Source organism: uncultured Thermus sp. (genome assembly GCF_938010445.1).
Classification (GTDB): Bacteria; Deinococcota; Deinococci; order Deinococcales; family Thermaceae; genus Thermus; species Thermus altitudinis.
The window spans coordinates 1-15230 of sequence record NZ_CALLUR010000171.1 but is presented as its reverse complement, the minus strand read 5'-3'; the positions used below and the strand labels follow the sequence as shown (position 1 = coordinate 15230).

Below are 15230 nucleotides of genomic sequence, written 5' to 3'. Positions count from 1 at the left end.
CTATGGCCTGCAAACCGAGGCCGGAACGGGGGGGCTTGGGGGAATGGCCTTTGCCGAAGGGGGCGCCGGCCCCTTGGCCCTGGCGGTGCGGCTCGGCTACCGCCCGAAGGGGCTTTTCCCCCTGTTCCCCGAGGAGGGGGTGTTTGGCCGGCTCTCCTTGCGCTACCGGCTGGTGCCCAAGGAGGTGGTGGGGTTTCTTTGGGAAGGGGGCGGGAACTCCCGGGCCGAGGTGAGCTACGCCCTGAGGGAGGGGGCCACCTACACCTTGGGGGCGGGTGTTTCCGGCCTTCCCTACCTCCTTTTGGGCTGGAAGGGGGAAGTAGGGGAGGGGATGGAGGTCCTGGACCTCTCCTTGCGCCTGGGGGGGCTAAACCGCCTGGAGGCCGGGCTTTACTTAGGGGAGGCTAGCCTTTTCCTCACCCTTTCCTATCCCTGGGCGGGTAGCCTCGGGGTGTGGCTTGGGGACCTGGGCTGGGAGGCAGGGTACAAGGAAGCCCCTTACGCCTGGGTCCGGTATGCCTGGAGGTGGCCATGAAGGCGATGTCCTGGGGAATCCTGTTGGTGTTGGCGACGGCCTTGGCCCAGTCCGTGGGCGAGATCCTGGACCGGGTGGAGAAGAACCTGCAAGACCCCTGGCAGGCGGTGGTGCAGGGCGAGATCCAGGGGCCTGCGGGCCGGGAGGAGCTCCGGGCCCGGGTCCTGGCCATCCCCAAGGAGAACCTTTTCCGCATAGAGTTTCAAAAGCCTGGCTCCTTGGAGGGTAACTTCACCGTGATCACGGAAAAAGAGGTCTGGAACTACCTCTACCTCACCAACCAGCTGGTCATCAGTCCCAAGGAGAAGGCCCAGGTGCAGGGCTTGGGGTTTAGCCCTCAAGGCCTTGGGGACCTCAAGGCCCTTTCCCAGCGGGTGAGCCTGCGCCTTGTGGGGGAGGAGCGCTTGCCGGAGGGCATGGCCTGGAAACTTGTGGGCCAGGCCCAGGAGGGCCAGGGCTTCGCTAGCCTGGAGCTTTACATCCTGAAGGCGGATCCCAGGCCCGTGCGCTTCCTCTTCCGGGATGAGGCGGGGAAGGTTCTGGCCGACCTTAGGGTGGTGGAGTTCAAGCGGACCCCTTTGCGCCCCCAGGACCTCAAGCGTTACCCCAAGGACGCCCAGGTGCTGCGCCGCTAGGGTTCGGCGTAGAGGGGGGTAGAGAGGTACTTCCAGCCCCCATCGGGGCTGATGCAGGCTACCCTTTTGCCAGGGCCTAGCTCCCGGGCCACCTCCAGGGCCGCCCAGAGGATGCCCCCGGAGCTCATCCCCAGGAAAAGCCCCTCCTCCTTGGCCAGGCGCCGGGCCAGGGGGAAGGCATCCTCCTCCCAGACCTGGATGACCCCATCCAGAAGGGAAAGGTCCAGGTTTTCCGGGATGAAGCCCGGGCCCATGCCCTGGAACTGGTGTTGCCCCATCTTGCCCCCGGAGAGGACGTTGGAGCGGGCGGGCTCCACGGCGATCACCTTCACCCCGGGGAGCCTTTCCTTCAAGTACCGCCCCACCCCGGTGATGGTCCCCCCGGTGCCCGATCCGTAGACGAAGGCGTCTATGCGTCCCTCCAAGGCGGCAAAAAGCTCGGGCCCTGTGGTCTCGTAGTGGGCGCGCACGTTGGCGGGGTTGGCGAACTGGTCGGGCATGAAGGCCCCAAGCTCCTCCTTAAGGCGCAAGGCCTCCTCCCGGGCGGCCAGCATCCTGCGGCTGGGGTCGGTGAGGACCAGCTCCGCTCCCAAGGCCTTGAGGACCCGCTTCCTTTCCTCGGACATCTGGGCGGGCATGGTGAGGATCAGGCGGTAGCCGCGGCTGGCGGCGATCATGGCCAGGCCGATCCCCGTGTTCCCGCTGGTGGGCTCCACGATGGCCTGGCCCGAGCCGGGGCGGAGGAGGCCCTTTTCCTCGGCATCCCGGATCATGTACCAGGCGGGGCGGTCCTTGATGGACCCTCCGGGGTTAAGGCCTTCCAGCTTCACCCAGACTTCGGCCATTTCCGGCTCCACCACCTTGAAAAGGCGCACCGTGGGAGTTTTGCCGATGATGGCTTCCACCCGCATACCCCCACTATAGCCTTTAGCAAGGAGGGGAAAGGCCCCTTGGGTACAGGAAAAGGGCCAGGCATCTTTCCTGGGGGAAAGAGGTCTGCTAGGCTAGAAGGAGCAAGCTCGGCTTGCGGAAGGGTGACCATGAAGGTTGAACAGGACAAGGTAGTGACCATCCGTTACACCCTCCAGGTGGAGGGGGAGGTGCTGGACCAGGGGGAACTTTCCTATCTGCACGGGCACGGCAACCTGATCCGGGGCCTCGAGGAGGAACTGGAAGGCCGCATGGAAGGGGAGAGCTTCCAGGCCCACGTGCCCGCAGAAAAGGCCTATGGCCCCCGCGACCCTGAGGGGGTGCAGGTGGTGCCCCTCTCCGCCTTCCCCGAGGATGCGGAGGTGGTGCCTGGGGCCCAGTTCTACGCCCAGGACATGGAGGGGAACCCCATGCCCCTTACCGTGGTGGAGGTCCAGGGGGAGGAGGTCACCATTGACTTCAACCACCCCTTGGCGGGGAAGGACCTGGACTTTGAGGTGGAGGTGGTGAAGGTACGCGAGGCCACCCCGGAGGAGATCCTCCACGGCCACGTGCACGAGGGCGGGCATCACCACTAAGCCTCGAGGGGTTTTCCAAGCCCCAAGGCCCCTTGCGGTTTTGGGGCTTGACTTTTTGACCTGGCCGTGGGATAGTAAGGGGTCTCTGGAAAACTAGATGGGTTTGAGGGATGAAGGAGAAGCATGAAGAAGGGTACGGTTAAGTGGTTCAACGCGGAAAAGGGTTACGGGTTCATCCAACAGGAAGAGGGTCCGGATGTGTTTGTGCACTTTACGGCCATTGAGGCTGAGGGTTTCCGCAGCCTGAACGAAGGGGACCGGGTGGAGTTTGAGGTGGAGCCCGGCCGGGGCGGCAAGGGCCCCCAGGCCAAGAAGGTCCGCCGCCTCTAGAAGATCCCTCCGTCCAGAAGGCCCCTTCGGGGGCCTTTTTGTTTTAGGCTTGGGGTATGCGCATCCTGGTTTCCAACGACGACGGCATCTTCTCTCCCGGAATCAAGGCCTTGGGCCTGGCCATGCGGGAGTTGGGCCAGGTGTATGTGGTGGCCCCCGATGTGGAGCAGTCCGCGGTGGGCCATGGCATCACCGTAAGGCGCCCTTTGCGCTTCAAACACACCGCCAGCGCCGGTTTCGGGGAGATCCCCGCCTACCGGGTGGACGGCACCCCCGCCGACTGCGTGGTACTGGGGGTGCACCTTCTGGGCCGGCCGGACCTTTTGGTCTCCGGCATCAACATCGGGGTGAACCTGGGCTTGGACCTCACCCATTCGGGCACGGTGGCCGCTGCCTTGGAGGGTACGTCCTTGGGCATTCCCTCCATCGCCTTCAGCCTGGATACCTCGGGGGAGGAGTTGAACTTTTCCTTGGCGGCGGAATGGGCGGTAAAGATCGCCCGCCTGGTGCTACAAAAGGGGCTTCCTAAGGGAGTTCTTCTCAACGTGAACTTTCCCGCGGGGGTGCCCAAGGGCCTCATGGTCACCCGGCTTTCCACCCACCACTGGGAGGACACGGTGGTGGAACGTCTGGACCCCGAGGGGAAGCCCTATTACTGGATCGCCGGCACCCCGGTGGGGGAGGAGGAGGAGGGCACGGATCTCCATGCGGTGCGGCGGGGGTACATCTCCATCACCCCGGTGAGCCTGGACTTCACCGCCTTGGACCTTCTGGAGGAGGTGGGGCGCTGGGTGGAGGAGCTATGACCACGGGCGCCCCCTCCCTTAGCCCCAGGGCCTCCTGGGCGCTTCCTCCGTTGATGCCCATCTCCAAAAGCCCGGCGCTTCCCAGGTAGGCCACGGCCTCGCCTTTTTCCACGTCGGCAAAGGTCTTGCGGATGGGGATCCTCTTCCCCGCCACCTCCACAAACCCCCCTAGGGGGGCCCTGAGAAGGGTGGTGATGGCGTTGCCAAAGCGGTCAAAGGTGAGGACCTCCCCTTGGGGTCCTGGGGTAAGGGAGAGGGGGAGGCGCACCAGGTCCCGTACGGGCACCTCCGGTCCGAGCCCCTCCGGAGCCAGCCCCAGGGCCAGGTGGGCCGCGGCAGGGGCGAAGAGGTCGCGGCCGTGGAAGGTGTGGCCCCCCGGGGCCCAGCCTGGCAGGGGGAGGATGCCCTTGGGGCTTGGGGGGGAGGTGCGGGCGATCTCATGGGCTCGGATGGGTGGGTCCAGGAGCCAGGCCAGGGTGAAAAGGCCGTTGTCAGGCCCCACGTAAAGGCGCCTTCCCAAAGCGGCGATGGCCCGCCTCCTTGTGCCCACCCCGGGGTCCACCACCGCCAGGATCACCCCGCCCTCGGGCAGATAGGGCACAGCCTCAAAGAGGGCATAGGCCGCCCGGCGCAGGTCCTGAGGAGGAAGGGCGTGGGCCAGGTCCAGGACGGGCACCCCGGGGGCCTTTTCCCAGAGAACCGCCTTCACCACCCCCACGTAGGGGTCCTCGAGGCCAAAGTCGGAGAGGAAGAAGATGGGACGCATACCCTTGAGGGATTCCCCACCCGACCAAGCCGGGGTGGCCTTAAAAGGCCCGAAGCCAAGGGGCGGGGAAGAGGGCCAGGATCACCCCCGCCACCACCCAGCCCAGGGCTAGCCCCAAGGTGCCCTCCGCCCGCTCCTTAGCCCAAAGGAGCCCAGCCCCCAGGAGGATAAGGAGGAAGGTGGGCCCGGGCACGGCCAGGGCGAAGAGAAGGGCTGCCAGGTAGGGGTGGAGGTCCTTGTACCGCTCCTTGAGGACCAGGGGAACGAGGCCTCGGAAAAAGGGCTCCATGAGGGCCAGGCCCAGGAAGGCCAGGAGGTTTAGGGGCAGGGTGCCCAGCTCCAGGGCTTCCCGGATCCAGCCATAGAGGAAGAGGAGAAGGACCAAGGCCGGCCCCACCCAGAACCCTTCAATCCAGGTGGACCAGGAACCGAGCAGGTTAGGGAGGCGCTGGCGGAACCCCTTTACCAGCAAAAGGCTCGCGAAGAGGAGAAGGCCATAGATGAGGTAAAGGTTGGGGAGGAGGAGGTCCTTCTGGTAGGGGGTGAAAAGGGCTAGGGCGTTGGCGAACAGGGCCTTTCCCAGCAAGGCGGCCAACAAAAGGGAGAGGAGGAGGCTACCCAGGAGGGTGAGGTAAAGGCTTCCCGGCCCCGGCAAGGGGTCCTCCACCACCTCGAGGGTGCGCAGGGGTTCAATGCGGCTTTCTCCCAGGAGGACGAGGAGCAAAAAGAGCAAGAAGACGAGAAGCCACGGCCAGGCCTTGGCCAGGAAGCGGGCGGGGAGGTTTTCCAGGGTGGCCAGCTGCCTTAAGGCGGCCTGCCCTTGGGAAAGCTGGCCCTGCCCCAGGTAAGCCAGGACCAGGAGGGAAAGGGCCTCGCTTTGCATCCGGGGCTGGGCGGAAAGCTCAGGGAGAAGCCCCTCCAAAAGGGGGATGGCCTCCTGGGGTTTGCCCGAAAGAAAGAGGAGGCGTCCCCTTTCCAGCCTTTCCCCCAGGGTAGGGCCCAGGACCTTTAGACCCTCCTGGGGATGCCCCAGGGCTAGGTAGAGCTGGGCCAGGAATAGCCGGGCTTCGGGGGTGGGGGGTAGGTTCTGGGCAAGCCCCAAGGCCTCCTCGTACCGGCGAAGGGCCTTGAGGGCCTGGGCCTTTAGCAGGTTGGCCTCGGGTCCTGGAGGCAGGGAAAGCTTGAGGACCTCCGCGGCCTGGCCCTTTTGCAGGAGGATCCGGGCGCGAAGGAGCTGGGCCTCCGGTTCGTCGCCCAGTTGCCCCAGGTAGCTTTCCGCCTGCCCAAGGTCCCCCCTTTCCAGATGGATGCGGGTAAGGAGAAGAAGGCTAGGCCGGTGTTCGGGGTCGCTTTTAAGGGCCAGTTCGCAGGTGGCCTGGGCGCTTTCCAGGGCTCCTTGTTGGAAAAGCCGCTGGCAACGGGTGAAATAATCCTCGGCTCCCTGGGCCCATGCGGGGAGGCCCAGGAGCAACAATCCCAGGATAAGCCTCATGCCTTCCAGTTTACGCCGGGCAGGCTTTAGACCCGGTATAATCCCAGCGGGTGAGACCCGTGAAACACTGGATACCCTTTCTTTTGGTGGCGGCCCTTGCCTTGGGCCTGGCCCAGGCCCCGCAGGTGGCGGCCTTGCTGGATGCGGGGCGGTTTCAGGAGGCCTATGAGCTGGGCTTGAAGCTGGGTACCCCCGAGGCCCTGGCCTTAGCCGCCAAAGGAGCCAGCTTCTACGCCCTTTACCAGGCCAAGCCCGAGGAGAAGCGGGCCTGGTTTGAGAAGGCGGAGAAGGCCGCCTCCCAAGCCATCGCTAAGGCTCCCGATTTTCCCGAGGGTTACTTTGAGCGGGCCCGGGCCTTGGGGCGGCTTTCCCAGTTCAAGGGGATCCTCGAGGCCCTGGCGGAGGGCCTAGCCCCTAGGATCAAAGGCGATCTGGAAAAAACCCTGAAGCTCAAACCCGACCACGCCGGGGCCATGGTGGCCTTGGCCCTATGGCACTTTGAGCTGGTGCAAAAGGGCTGGCTGGTGGCCGCCACCCAGGGGGCGGAGGGCTCGAGGGTGGAGCCCCTGATGCAAAAGGCCATAGAGCTGGAGCCCGATGGGATCATCCACCGGGTGGAGTACGCCAGGGTCCTTGCGGCCTGGGGCAAGAAGGAGGGGGCGAGAAAACAGCTGGAAACCGCCCTCTCCCTTCCCGCCAAAACCGCCGCCGACCGCTACGATCAGGAGAGGGCCCGGCAGGAGCTGGCCAAGCTGAAGTAGCCTTAGGGGGTTCAAGGGGCCGGGCACGCCCGGCCCCTTTTTACTTGGGAGTGGCAGCCCTAAGACCAAGCCGCCTCCCAAAGAGGCGCAAAAACACGGTGGCCAGGGCCCCGGCGAAAAGGGCTCCTTCCGGATGGGTGCCGTGGAGGGCGTAGACCACAAGCGCTTCCACCAAGGCTGCGAAGGCCTAGAGGTCCCCTGCCCGGTAGAGGATGCCCGGCACCTCTTCCGGAAAGCTCGTCCCGTAGCCCGCCTCCTCCCACCCCTGAGAGGGTGCCCGCCAGGGCCACCCCCAAGGGGCCAAGCCCAGGGTATCCAGGTGGTAGATGAGCCGTTCCCGGGCCTGTACCCTGGGGTGGAAGCGGAAGACGAGAAGCCCCGTGGGGATCACGCTCCACAAGAGGGGCTCGTTGAGCAGGGCCCTTGGGGGGAGGGTGCCCACCAGGACATGGCGGAGGGACCCGCCCTCCACCGCGGTTACCGTGGCCGGGATCAGGGGCTCAACCATCCAAAAGCGCCATGGCTCGAGCCTGCACGTGGGCTACGGCCAGGCCCTCCGAGGTCTTAAAGGTGAGGCCGATCCGGTCCAGGGGCAGGCCCAGGAGCCGGGAAAGGTTTTCCTGGAGGCCCTGCCGGTAGGGGGAAAGCTTGGGCTGGTCCAGGATGATGGCCAGGCTTACCTGGATCAGCTTTCCCCCCCTTTCCTCAACAAGGCGGAGGGCCTCCTTTAGAAAGACCTCGCTGCTGGCGCCTCGCCAAGCGGGGTCGGTGTCGGGAAAGAGGAGGCCGATATCCCCGAGGCCATAGGCGGAAAGCAGGGCGTCGGTGAGGGCGTGTAAGGGAGCATCCCCATCGGAATGGGCTAGGGCCCCGTGGGGGCTTGGGATCAAGAGGCCGCAGAGGTAGAGGGGCTTGCCCTCCACAAGGCGGTGGCTATCCTCCCCGTAGCCTAGGCGCATGGCTATACTTTAGGGCATGCCGAGCTTTGCGGAAGCCCTAGCCCTCATGGAGGCCTGGACGGAAAGCGAGTCCCTAAGGCGGCACATGCGGGCGGTGGAGGTAGCCATGCGGGCCTACGCCCGCCGCTTTGGGGAGGACGAGGAGGTTTGGGCCATGGCCGGAGTCCTCCACGACATGGACTACGAGAAATACCCTGAGGAGCACCCCTACCGGGGGGTGGAGGAGCTGAGGCGCCTGGGTTACCCCGAGGAGGTCTTGGAGGCCATCCTGGGCCACGCCTCCTATACGGGCGTACCCCGGAGGACCCTCATGGCCAAGGCCCTCTTCGCCGTGGACGAGCTCACCGGCCTCATCACCGCCGCGGTTTATGTGCGGCCAGACCGCTCCATCCTGGGCCTCGAGCTTCCAAGCCTCAAGAAGAAGTTCAAGGACAAGGCCTTCGCCAAGGGGGTGAACCGGGAAGAAATCGTCACGGGTGCGGAAGACCTCGGATTCACCCTGGACGAGCACATGGCCTTCGTTCTTAAGGCCATGAAGGAGGAGGCCGAGCTTTTGGGCCTCAAGTAGTTGTCTTCCCGACCCCTATTCCGCTAGGGTGAAGGCGTGGAGCTACCCGACCTAAGCCCCTACCTGGGCCAGATGACCTTTGGCGGTTTGGCCGGGTATGCGGTGGGCTATGCCCTGAAGAAGGTGGGCCGGTTCCTGGCCATCGCCTTGGGCCTCCTTTTCATCGCCCTCCAGCTCCTGGCCCAGGCGGGTTACATCCAGGTGGACTGGACCCGTATCCAAAGGGATGTGGAGCCCCTTCTGCAGCAACCCGGCCTGCAAAGCCTCTGGGATAGGCTTCTAAAAACCCTTACCTATAACCTCCCCTTTGGGGCCAGCTTCGTGGGCGGGCTGCTCCTGGGCCTGAGGGCGGGATAGATCTAGAGCCAGGTGAGGTCCAGCTGGGCCTGGAGGTGGCCTACCTGTAGCCCGCGGTAGTTCCTTAGCTCCGGCTGGTCCCAGGGGGTGGGGCCTGGGTCCAGGCCCAGGAGGCGCACCAGGGCCACCACCGCCACCTCCCGGGCTTGGGCCGAGCCATCCTCCACCTTCAAGGCCACGCCCAAGGGCCCACGGGGGCTTTGCAGAAGGGCTAGGCCGTAGTAGCCATCGGCTCCCCGCTTGGCCACCACCGGCAGGCGCTCCATGAGGAGGGTGTCCACGCTTCCCGGTCCTGCCACCAGCTCCGGGTAGCGGCGCATGGCGGCCCGGACCTGGCGCAAGGGCTCCCGGTAAGTTTCCGTGGCCACCTCCGGCTGGGCCAGAAGGAAAAAGGCCCGGGCGGCCCGGGAAAGGGGCAGGGCAAAGGTGGGCACGCTACAGCCGTCTGTGGCCAAACGGGGCTCGGCCCCGGAAAGCTCCCTCAGGGTTCTTTGGTTTAGGACCTGGACCGGGTGGGCGGGGTTCTCGTAGCCCACGGGGCTTGCCCCTAGGGCTAAGCTGGCGGCCAGCATGCCTGCATGTTTCCCCGAGCAGTTGTGGTGGAGGGGGGTGGGGCGCTGCCCGGCCACCTCCAGGGCCTTCCGGGCCTCCTTGGAAAAGGGAGGGTGCACCCCGCACACCAGGGCCTCCGGGCCCAGGCCCAGCTTGGCCAGGAACCTCGAGGCCACCTCCACATGCCGGGGGGTGCCATCGTGGCTGGCGGTGGCCAAGGCCACCTCCTCCTCCGTAAGGCGGAACCGCTCCACCGCCCCCGTGAGGTAAAGGGCCAGGGCCTGGAAGGGTTTGGCCGAGGAGCGCATATAGCTCCATAAGCCGGGGTTTCCCGCATAGGCCAAAAGGCCTTCCTGGCCGTAGACGGCCAAGGAGATGCGGTGCCGGTTTTCCACCTCTTGGCCGCGGTAGACGTAGACCCAAGCGTTCACGCCCCAAGTCTACGCCGGGCCTCTCGCCAAAGGGGCCTCCAGTCTAGGCCTAGGAACGGGGAGGGGAGGCCGAGAAGCTTCCCCTCGGCCTTCTTTAGGTTTCGCATGCCCCCTCGGCCCAGCTTCCCCTGGTGTAGGGCCGCGGCCAGCAGGATAAGCCCTTGGAGAAAGCGCTTTTCCTCCCCTTGGGCCTCTCGCCAGGCCCCTTCCAAAACCTCGTGGGCCTCAAAATAGCGCCCCGCCTCCCAAAGGCTGCGCACCGCTTCCCACAAAGGGGTGGCTTCCCTGGCCACGGGGCTTTAGCCCCCTCCCCGGGCGGCGGCCAGGTGGATCCTTTGGAACCAGGCCTCGGCCTCTTCCCCTTCCACCTCCACCCGAAGCTGGCTGATGGAGAGGCTTCCCACCCTGAGGGGCTCCTCTTCCTGGAAGCGCACCGTGGCCCCAGGAAGGGCATAGACCCCTTCTTCCATCTTTTTCCCGCCCCATTCCAGCAGGTACCTCTCCAAAAGCCAGGGGGGCAGGGCCCCAAAGCGCTGGACAAACCCTCCCCCCGCCACCGGGGGGAAGAGGTCCAAGGTGGCCTCCTCGGCCAAGGGGGTGGTGAGCCCTTGCAGGTAGCGCACATCCCGCCCTTCCAGGAAGAGGGAAACCCCCTCGGAAAGCCCTTCCCCCTCAAAGAGCTCCGCCCTTAGGGCCGGGTAAGCCCGCACCAGGGCTTCCAGGACCTCCCCCACGGTTTTGCCCTCCACCCGGACCTGGGTTTGGCCCGTGAGATCGCGGAAGGTGGCGTAGAGGTTTACCTTGGGCATACCGTGATTCTATGGGAAACCCTGGCCTTGGGGGCCAGGGTTGTGGACGCTAGGGCCCACAAGGCCTAGTCGGCGGCGGAGGGGAGGATGCCCAGGGCCTGGAGCTTGGCGGGGGGCACCACGCCCTTCTCCCAGCCCCTTTCCCGGTAGTACTCCTCCAGCATCTGTTCCAGCTCGGTGAGCTGGCCCTTGGAGCCGGCGCAGTCGGAGGGTTCCTTCAGGAAGCGCTCGGGCAGGTAGTCGGAGCCTTCCCCATGGCCTGCCAGGTTGTTGTAGTAGCGCTCCAGGTTGTAGATGCGCTCCCCGATGAGGAGGATCTCCTCGGGGGTCACGGGCCGGCCCCAGTAAGCGGCAAGCTGTTTGGCGTACTCCTCGAGGCCCTCGGCGAACTGGCTGAACTTGCAGAGGTCCAGGGAGTCGGTGAAGGCGGAAAGGTCTTGGAATAGCTTGGTGAGCTTGCCCTTGCCCTCCCAGGCCAGAGGATCGGTCTTGTAGGGCACGCCCAGGATCTCCGAGGCCGGGGTGTAGGCCCTAAGGTGGCAGGCCCCCCGGTTGGAGGTGGCGTAGGCGATGCCCATGCCCTTGAGGCCCCGGGGATCATAGGCGGGGATGGACTGGCCCTTGACCTCGAGGGAAAGCTCCGGATGGCCGATGGCCTTGGCAAAGCGCGCCGGACCCTCCGCCAGGCTGTCCCCCACCCCCCGGCGGTGGGCGATGGCCTCGAGGATGCGGATCTCCCCCTCCTTGTCGCCAAAGCGAATCCCGTCGGGGCCCTGGTAGTAACCCTTCTCCGTGGCCTCCATGAGGACGGCGATGGCGTTTCCGGTCTCTATGGTGTCCATGCCGTAGGCGTTGCAGAGGTAGATGGCGTAGCCCGTCCAGTCGGTGTCCGTGCTCCCCACATGGGCGCCTAGGGCCCAGGCGGATTCGTACTCGTAGGATTCAAAACGGATGGCCTTGCCGTTGAGGTGCACCTCCACCATCTTCTTGCAGGCCACGGGGCAGGCGTGGCAGGTGTTGTCCTTGATGAGGCGGTGTTCGCGGACGTACTCCCCGGAGATGGTCTCCACCCCTTCAATGCAGGTGTGCTGGCCGTTGAAGGTGGGGAGGGCCCCCATGACGTTGCAGATGTTCATGAGCACGTTGGTGCCATAGAGGGAGAGACCCCCCTTCTTGGGAGCGGTCACGTTCTTAGGGTCGTTGATGGTGGCCGAGGCCTGCTGGTCCGCCTCCCGCCAGAGCTCGGGGTCCTTGGGCTGGGGCATCTTCTCCTGCTTGCCCACCACCACAATGGCCTTGAGCTTCTTACTTCCGGCCACCGCCCCGGTGCCGCCCCGGCCTGCGGCCCGCTCGTCGTTGTTGATCCAGTTGGCGAAGCGCACCAGGTTTTCCCCCGCGGGGCCGATGGCCATCACGTCGGCGTCCTCCCCGTGCCGTTCCCTTAGGATGCGGTGGGTCTCGTGGGTGGTCTTGCCCCAGAGGTCGGAGGCGTCGTGGAGGGTGACCTCCCCGTCCTTGACCAGGAGGTAGACGGGTTTTTCCGAGGCCCCCTTGATGAGGAGCCCGTCAAACCCCGCCCATTTCAGCTTGGCTGCGGTCCAGCCCCCCATGTGGCTGTCGGTGACGGTGCCCGTGAGGGGGCTTTTGGTGACCACGGCCAGCCGCCCCGACATCTTGGCCCGGGTGCCGCTCAGGGGGCCATTCATGATGCAAAGGAGGTTATCGGGACCCAAAGGATCCACCTTTGGGCCGTTTTCAAACACGTACTTGACCCCCAGGCCCCGGCCCCCCACGTACATCTCCAGGTCCTTGGGGTCGGGGGCAAAGTACTCCACCTGGCCGCTGGAGAGGTTGATACGGGCAAGCCTATGCGCATATCCGCCAAGCATGTGCCACCTCCTTCCTGGGCTTTAGGAAAGCACGCCCATAGCCAGGGGAATCCACGATACTGCCCAGGTTCTCGGGGATTATACCACGGGGCCCCAGGGGGATTGTAAAGGGGATGACAGGCATAATGGAGCCATGCTGGCCCTAGCTGGGGAGGTGCTGGTGGACCTGGTTTTGGAAGGCCAGGACCCCTTGCGCTTCTCTGGGGTTTTAGGGGGCTCGGTGCTGAACACCGCCACCACCCTAGCCCGCCTCGGCTTTCCCGTGCGCTTCCTCTCGGAGGTGGGGGAGGACTGGGTTTCCGCCTGGGGCGAGGAGGAGATGCGAAGGCGGGGTCTAGGGTTAAGGCTTTTCCGCCATCCGGCTCCCATGCCCTTGGCCCTGGTGCGGCTGGATAGGGAGGGGAACGCCAGCTATAGCTTTCACCGCCCCTTCCGGGAGCCCTACCATCCCGAGCCAGGGAGCCTAAAGGGGGCCAAGGCCTTTCATTTCGGCTCCCTCTTCGCCCTCGAGGACCGCACGGAGGAGGGCTTGGGGCTTCTTCTGGAGGAGGCGGAGGGGGAAGGGGCCCTCCTCTCCTATGACCCCAACCTCCGCCATCCCCCTACCCCCAAGGAGCGAAAGCGGATGGAAGCCTACCTGGCCCGGGTGGACCTGCTGAAGCTTTCCCTGGAGGACGCAAAGCTGCTTTTCCCTCAGGACCCCGTGGGAGCGGTGAAGGCCCTGGATCCACCCTTAAGGGTCCTCACCCTGGGGGAGGAGGGGGCGATGGCCTTCTTGGGGGAGGAGGAGGTGCGCCTTCCTGGGGAGCGGGTGGCGGTGGAGGATACCGTGGGGGCGGGGGATAGCTTTACCGCGGGGCTTCTTGCCCTTCTCCTCCAGAAGGGGTACGGGAAGGGAAGCCTCCCCCGCCTCTCCCGGGAGGAGCTCAGGGCCATCCTGGAGGGCTCCATCGCCCTTTCCGCCCTGGCCTGCACCGTGCGGGGGGCCTACCTGCCGGAAGAGGGGCTTAGGGCCTGGAAGAAACGCTATTCAGGGGAGTAGGAGGACCTTGCCCGTGGTCTTTCGCCCCTCCAGGGCCTCGTGGGCTTCCCGGGCCTTTTCCAGGGGGAACTCAGCCCCGATCCGCACCCGTAGCCACCCTTCCCGCAGGGCCTGGAACACCTCCCCCGCCCGCAAGAGGAGCTCCTTGCGGGTGGCGGTGTAGTGGTGGAGGGTGGGGCGGGTGAGGTAGAGGCTTCCCTTCCGGTTCAGCACCTGGGGGTCCATGGGGGGCACGGGCCCCGAGGATTGGCCGAAGAGGACCAGATAGCCCCGGGGCCTCAGGGCCTCGAGGCTCCCGGCAAAGGTACTTTGCCCCACCCCGTCGTAGACCACATCTACCCCTCCTCCGGATAGGGCCTTCACCGCCTGGGCGAAGTCCTCGTAGGGGAGAGCATAGTCGGCCCCTGCTTGCAGGCAGAGGGCCCGCTTCTCCTCCGTGCTGGCGGTGGCGTAGACCGTGGCTCCCAAGTGCTTGGCCCACTGGATGAGAAGGAGCCCCACCCCTCCGGCTCCTGCGTGCACCAGCACCTGGTCCCCTGCCTGCACGGGGTAGGTGCTTCGGAGGAGGTAGTGGGCGGTCATCCCCTGAAGCAGGCTGGCCGCCGCCAGCTTGGGGTCAAGCCCCTCGGGCACGGGCACCAGCCTTTCCGCCGGCACCACCTGGTACTGGGCATAGGCGCCTTGCACGTTGGCGAAGGCCACCCTATCCCCGGGGCGCACCCCCACCACCCCTTCCCCTACCTCCTCCACCACCCCGGCCCCCTCCTCCCCCAAGGTGAAGGGAAGGGGCATGGGGTAGAGGCCTCGGCGCTTGTAGGTGTCAATGTAGTTGACCCCGATGGCGAGAAGCCTGACCAGAACCTCCCCCGGGCCCGGCTTGGGGATGGGGAGGTCCTCGAGGGTCAACACCTCTGGCCCGCCCACCTGGTGTACCCGTATGGCCTTCATGGCCTTCAGTCTAGCGCTAAGGTGAACCGGGCAGGGGACTGGCTTTCCCCGGAGGAGAAGGACCTGGAGATGGCCCGGGTGGCCTGAAAGGCGGGTGGGCACGAATGGGCTTGCTTGCCTGCCCAACGGGCCGCAGAGAAGGCGGTGAAAGCCCTTCGCCTCCGTAGGCTTAGGGCACGTGGTAACCCGGCTTGGCAAGGCGCTTCCCCTGGGGGTGCCCCAAGACCTGGTGGAGAAGGGCCGCTACCTGGATGGGCTCTATATCCCCACCCGCTACCCCGACGCCTTCCCTGAGGGGCCCTCTGCGTAGGGTTCCTTGCAAAGCTGCCGTATGCCGGTGAGGTCCTGGGCTTCTCCCGTACCGGGATGGCCTAGTCGGGAGGAAGTGGGAGCCCTCGCCTTGCCGAAACCCCAAGCCAGGAGGCGCGCTGGCCCTTTCGCCATCCCACCCTTTCCCTTCCCTAAAACCCCCTTTGATACTGGGGTGGGACCTCCGGGGCCACCCCTAGGGCCTTGGCGGCCCTTAGGGGGAAGTAGGGGTCTCTGAGGAGAACCCGGCCCAAAAGGACCAAGTCGGCGCTTCCCGCCTGCAGGAGGGTTTCCGCTTGCTCAGGGGTGGTGATGAGGCCCACGGCCCCCGTCTTGAGGCCCACCTCTTTGCGCACGGCATCGGCGAAGGGTACCTGGAAGCCCGGGGCCAGGGGGATCCGCACCTTGGGCACCACCCCGCCCGAGGAGCAGTCCAAGAGGTCCACCCCTATCCCCTTAAGCCTTTGGGCGAAGGCCAGGGTGTCCTGAAGGCCCCACCCCCCTTCCCCCCAGTCGGTGGCGGAGACCCGCAC

The 15230-nt window shown here is 65.8% G+C and carries 21 protein-coding genes and 1 pseudogene; 10 read left to right on the top strand and 12 right to left on the bottom strand.

The features are described 5' to 3' along the window. Positions 1-535, top strand: a 535-nt coding sequence (locus tag Q0693_RS09570) for a hypothetical protein (protein WP_298631216.1), incomplete at its 5' end; no start/stop codon positions are given. Further along, complete coding sequence (locus Q0693_RS09565) at positions 532-1170, top strand: outer membrane lipoprotein carrier protein LolA (RefSeq protein WP_243032469.1); 639 nt, start codon at positions 532-534, stop codon at positions 1168-1170. The genes Q0693_RS09570 and Q0693_RS09565, both read left to right, overlap by 4 nt. On the opposite strand, the gene cysK is transcribed toward Q0693_RS09565, so the two are convergent. Further along, a complete protein-coding gene (gene cysK, locus Q0693_RS09560) occupies positions 1167-2081 on the bottom strand; it encodes a cysteine synthase A (RefSeq protein ID WP_243032468.1) in 915 nt (304 codons plus the stop codon). The genes Q0693_RS09565 and cysK overlap by 4 nt on opposite strands. Positions 2082-2210: 129 nt before the next feature. Here cysK and Q0693_RS09555 point away from each other — a divergent pair, with 129 nt between their 5' ends. The 3 genes from Q0693_RS09555 to surE all read left to right on the top strand — a co-directional run bounded on the left by Q0693_RS09555 (position 2211) and on the right by surE (position 3814). Continuing rightward, positions 2211-2678 carry a peptidylprolyl isomerase gene (locus Q0693_RS09555; protein WP_243032467.1) on the top strand — a complete coding sequence of 156 codons (468 nt, stop codon included), beginning with the start codon at positions 2211-2213 and terminating at the stop codon, positions 2676-2678. 123 nt (positions 2679-2801) lie between these two features. Further along, positions 2802-3008 carry a cold-shock protein gene (locus Q0693_RS09550; RefSeq protein WP_114313109.1) on the top strand — a complete coding sequence of 69 codons (207 nt, stop codon included), beginning with the start codon at positions 2802-2804 and terminating at the stop codon, positions 3006-3008. A gap of 56 nt (positions 3009-3064) precedes the next feature. Continuing rightward, positions 3065-3814, top strand: a complete 750-nt coding sequence (surE, locus tag Q0693_RS09545) for a 5'/3'-nucleotidase SurE (RefSeq protein ID WP_298631210.1) — start codon at positions 3065-3067, stop codon at positions 3812-3814. Here the strand turns inward: surE and Q0693_RS09540 are convergent. After that, entirely contained in the window at positions 3762-4580 is an 819-nt protein-coding gene (locus Q0693_RS09540) for an SAM-dependent chlorinase/fluorinase (protein ID WP_298631207.1), read from the bottom strand. The genes surE and Q0693_RS09540 overlap by 53 nt on opposite strands. A gap of 40 nt (positions 4581-4620) precedes the next feature. Continuing rightward, positions 4621-6072, bottom strand: a complete 1452-nt coding sequence (locus Q0693_RS09535; protein WP_298631204.1) for a tetratricopeptide repeat protein — start codon at positions 6070-6072, stop codon at positions 4621-4623. Positions 6073-6158: 86 nt separating this feature from the next. On the opposite strand from Q0693_RS09535, the gene Q0693_RS09530 reads away from it, so the two are divergent. Then, positions 6159-6833: a hypothetical protein gene (locus tag Q0693_RS09530; protein ID WP_243032390.1), complete on the top strand. Its 675-nt coding sequence runs from the start codon at positions 6159-6161 to the stop codon at positions 6831-6833. A gap of 40 nt (positions 6834-6873) precedes the next feature. Here the strand turns inward: Q0693_RS09530 and Q0693_RS09525 are convergent, their stop codons facing one another. From Q0693_RS09525 to ispF, 3 genes are read right to left on the bottom strand one after another with little or no spacing between them, the layout of a single operon-like run. Continuing rightward, a complete protein-coding gene (locus Q0693_RS09525; protein ID WP_298631201.1) occupies positions 6874-7008 on the bottom strand; it encodes a hypothetical protein in 135 nt (44 codons plus the stop codon). Between the two features lie 12 nt (positions 7009-7020). Beyond that, complete coding sequence (locus tag Q0693_RS09520; protein ID WP_298631198.1) at positions 7021-7341, bottom strand: hypothetical protein; 321 nt, start codon at positions 7339-7341, stop codon at positions 7021-7023. Next, entirely contained in the window at positions 7334-7792 is a 459-nt protein-coding gene (ispF, locus tag Q0693_RS09515; RefSeq protein WP_243032380.1) for a 2-C-methyl-D-erythritol 2,4-cyclodiphosphate synthase, read from the bottom strand. Before ispF ends, Q0693_RS09520 begins: the two co-directional genes overlap by 8 nt. Positions 7793-7808: 16 nt before the next feature. Here ispF and Q0693_RS09510 point away from each other — a divergent pair, with 16 nt between their 5' ends. Continuing rightward, the gene (locus Q0693_RS09510; protein WP_243032382.1) at positions 7809-8360 is read left to right on the top strand and encodes an HD domain-containing protein; all 552 of its coding nucleotides are present in this window, start codon (positions 7809-7811) and stop codon (positions 8358-8360) included. Positions 8361-8396: 36 nt separating this feature from the next. Continuing rightward, positions 8397-8717: an FUN14 domain-containing protein gene (locus Q0693_RS09505; RefSeq protein WP_243032383.1), complete on the top strand. Its 321-nt coding sequence runs from the start codon at positions 8397-8399 to the stop codon at positions 8715-8717. 2 nt (positions 8718-8719) lie between these two features. On the opposite strand, the gene Q0693_RS09500 is transcribed toward Q0693_RS09505, so the two are convergent. The 4 genes from Q0693_RS09500 to Q0693_RS09485 form a co-directional block, all read right to left on the bottom strand. Beyond that, positions 8720-9700, bottom strand: coding sequence for an asparaginase (locus Q0693_RS09500; protein WP_298631193.1), 981 nt, complete (start codon positions 9698-9700; stop codon positions 8720-8722). Beyond that, complete coding sequence (locus Q0693_RS09495; protein WP_298631190.1) at positions 9697-9993, bottom strand: DUF309 domain-containing protein; 297 nt, start codon at positions 9991-9993, stop codon at positions 9697-9699. The genes Q0693_RS09500 and Q0693_RS09495 overlap by 4 nt, the downstream gene beginning before the upstream one ends. Before the next feature lie 6 nt (positions 9994-9999). Beyond that, positions 10000-10509, bottom strand: a complete 510-nt coding sequence (locus Q0693_RS09490) for a ubiquitin-like small modifier protein 1 (RefSeq protein ID WP_243032386.1) — start codon at positions 10507-10509, stop codon at positions 10000-10002. A 65-nt stretch (positions 10510-10574) separates the two neighbouring features. Further along, on the bottom strand, positions 10575-12398 hold the full coding sequence (locus Q0693_RS09485) for an aldehyde ferredoxin oxidoreductase family protein (protein WP_243032387.1): 1824 nt from the start codon (positions 12396-12398) through the stop codon (positions 10575-10577). A gap of 133 nt (positions 12399-12531) precedes the next feature. On the opposite strand from Q0693_RS09485, the gene Q0693_RS09480 reads away from it, so the two are divergent. Continuing rightward, entirely contained in the window at positions 12532-13440 is a 909-nt protein-coding gene (locus Q0693_RS09480) for a carbohydrate kinase (RefSeq protein ID WP_298631184.1), read from the top strand. Here Q0693_RS09480 and Q0693_RS09475 read toward each other — a convergent pair. Next, positions 13429-14388, bottom strand: a complete 960-nt coding sequence (locus Q0693_RS09475; protein WP_298631180.1) for a quinone oxidoreductase — start codon at positions 14386-14388, stop codon at positions 13429-13431. The genes Q0693_RS09480 and Q0693_RS09475 overlap by 12 nt on opposite strands. A 178-nt stretch (positions 14389-14566) precedes the next feature. On the opposite strand from Q0693_RS09475, the gene Q0693_RS09470 reads away from it, so the two are divergent. Then, positions 14567-14698, top strand: coding sequence for a HEPN domain-containing protein (locus Q0693_RS09470; RefSeq protein ID WP_243030032.1), 132 nt, complete (start codon positions 14567-14569; stop codon positions 14696-14698). 151 nt (positions 14699-14849) lie between these two features. Here Q0693_RS09470 and Q0693_RS09465 read toward each other — a convergent pair. Next, positions 14850-15230 (bottom strand): annotated as a pseudogene (locus Q0693_RS09465) (oxidoreductase); the annotation flags it as partial.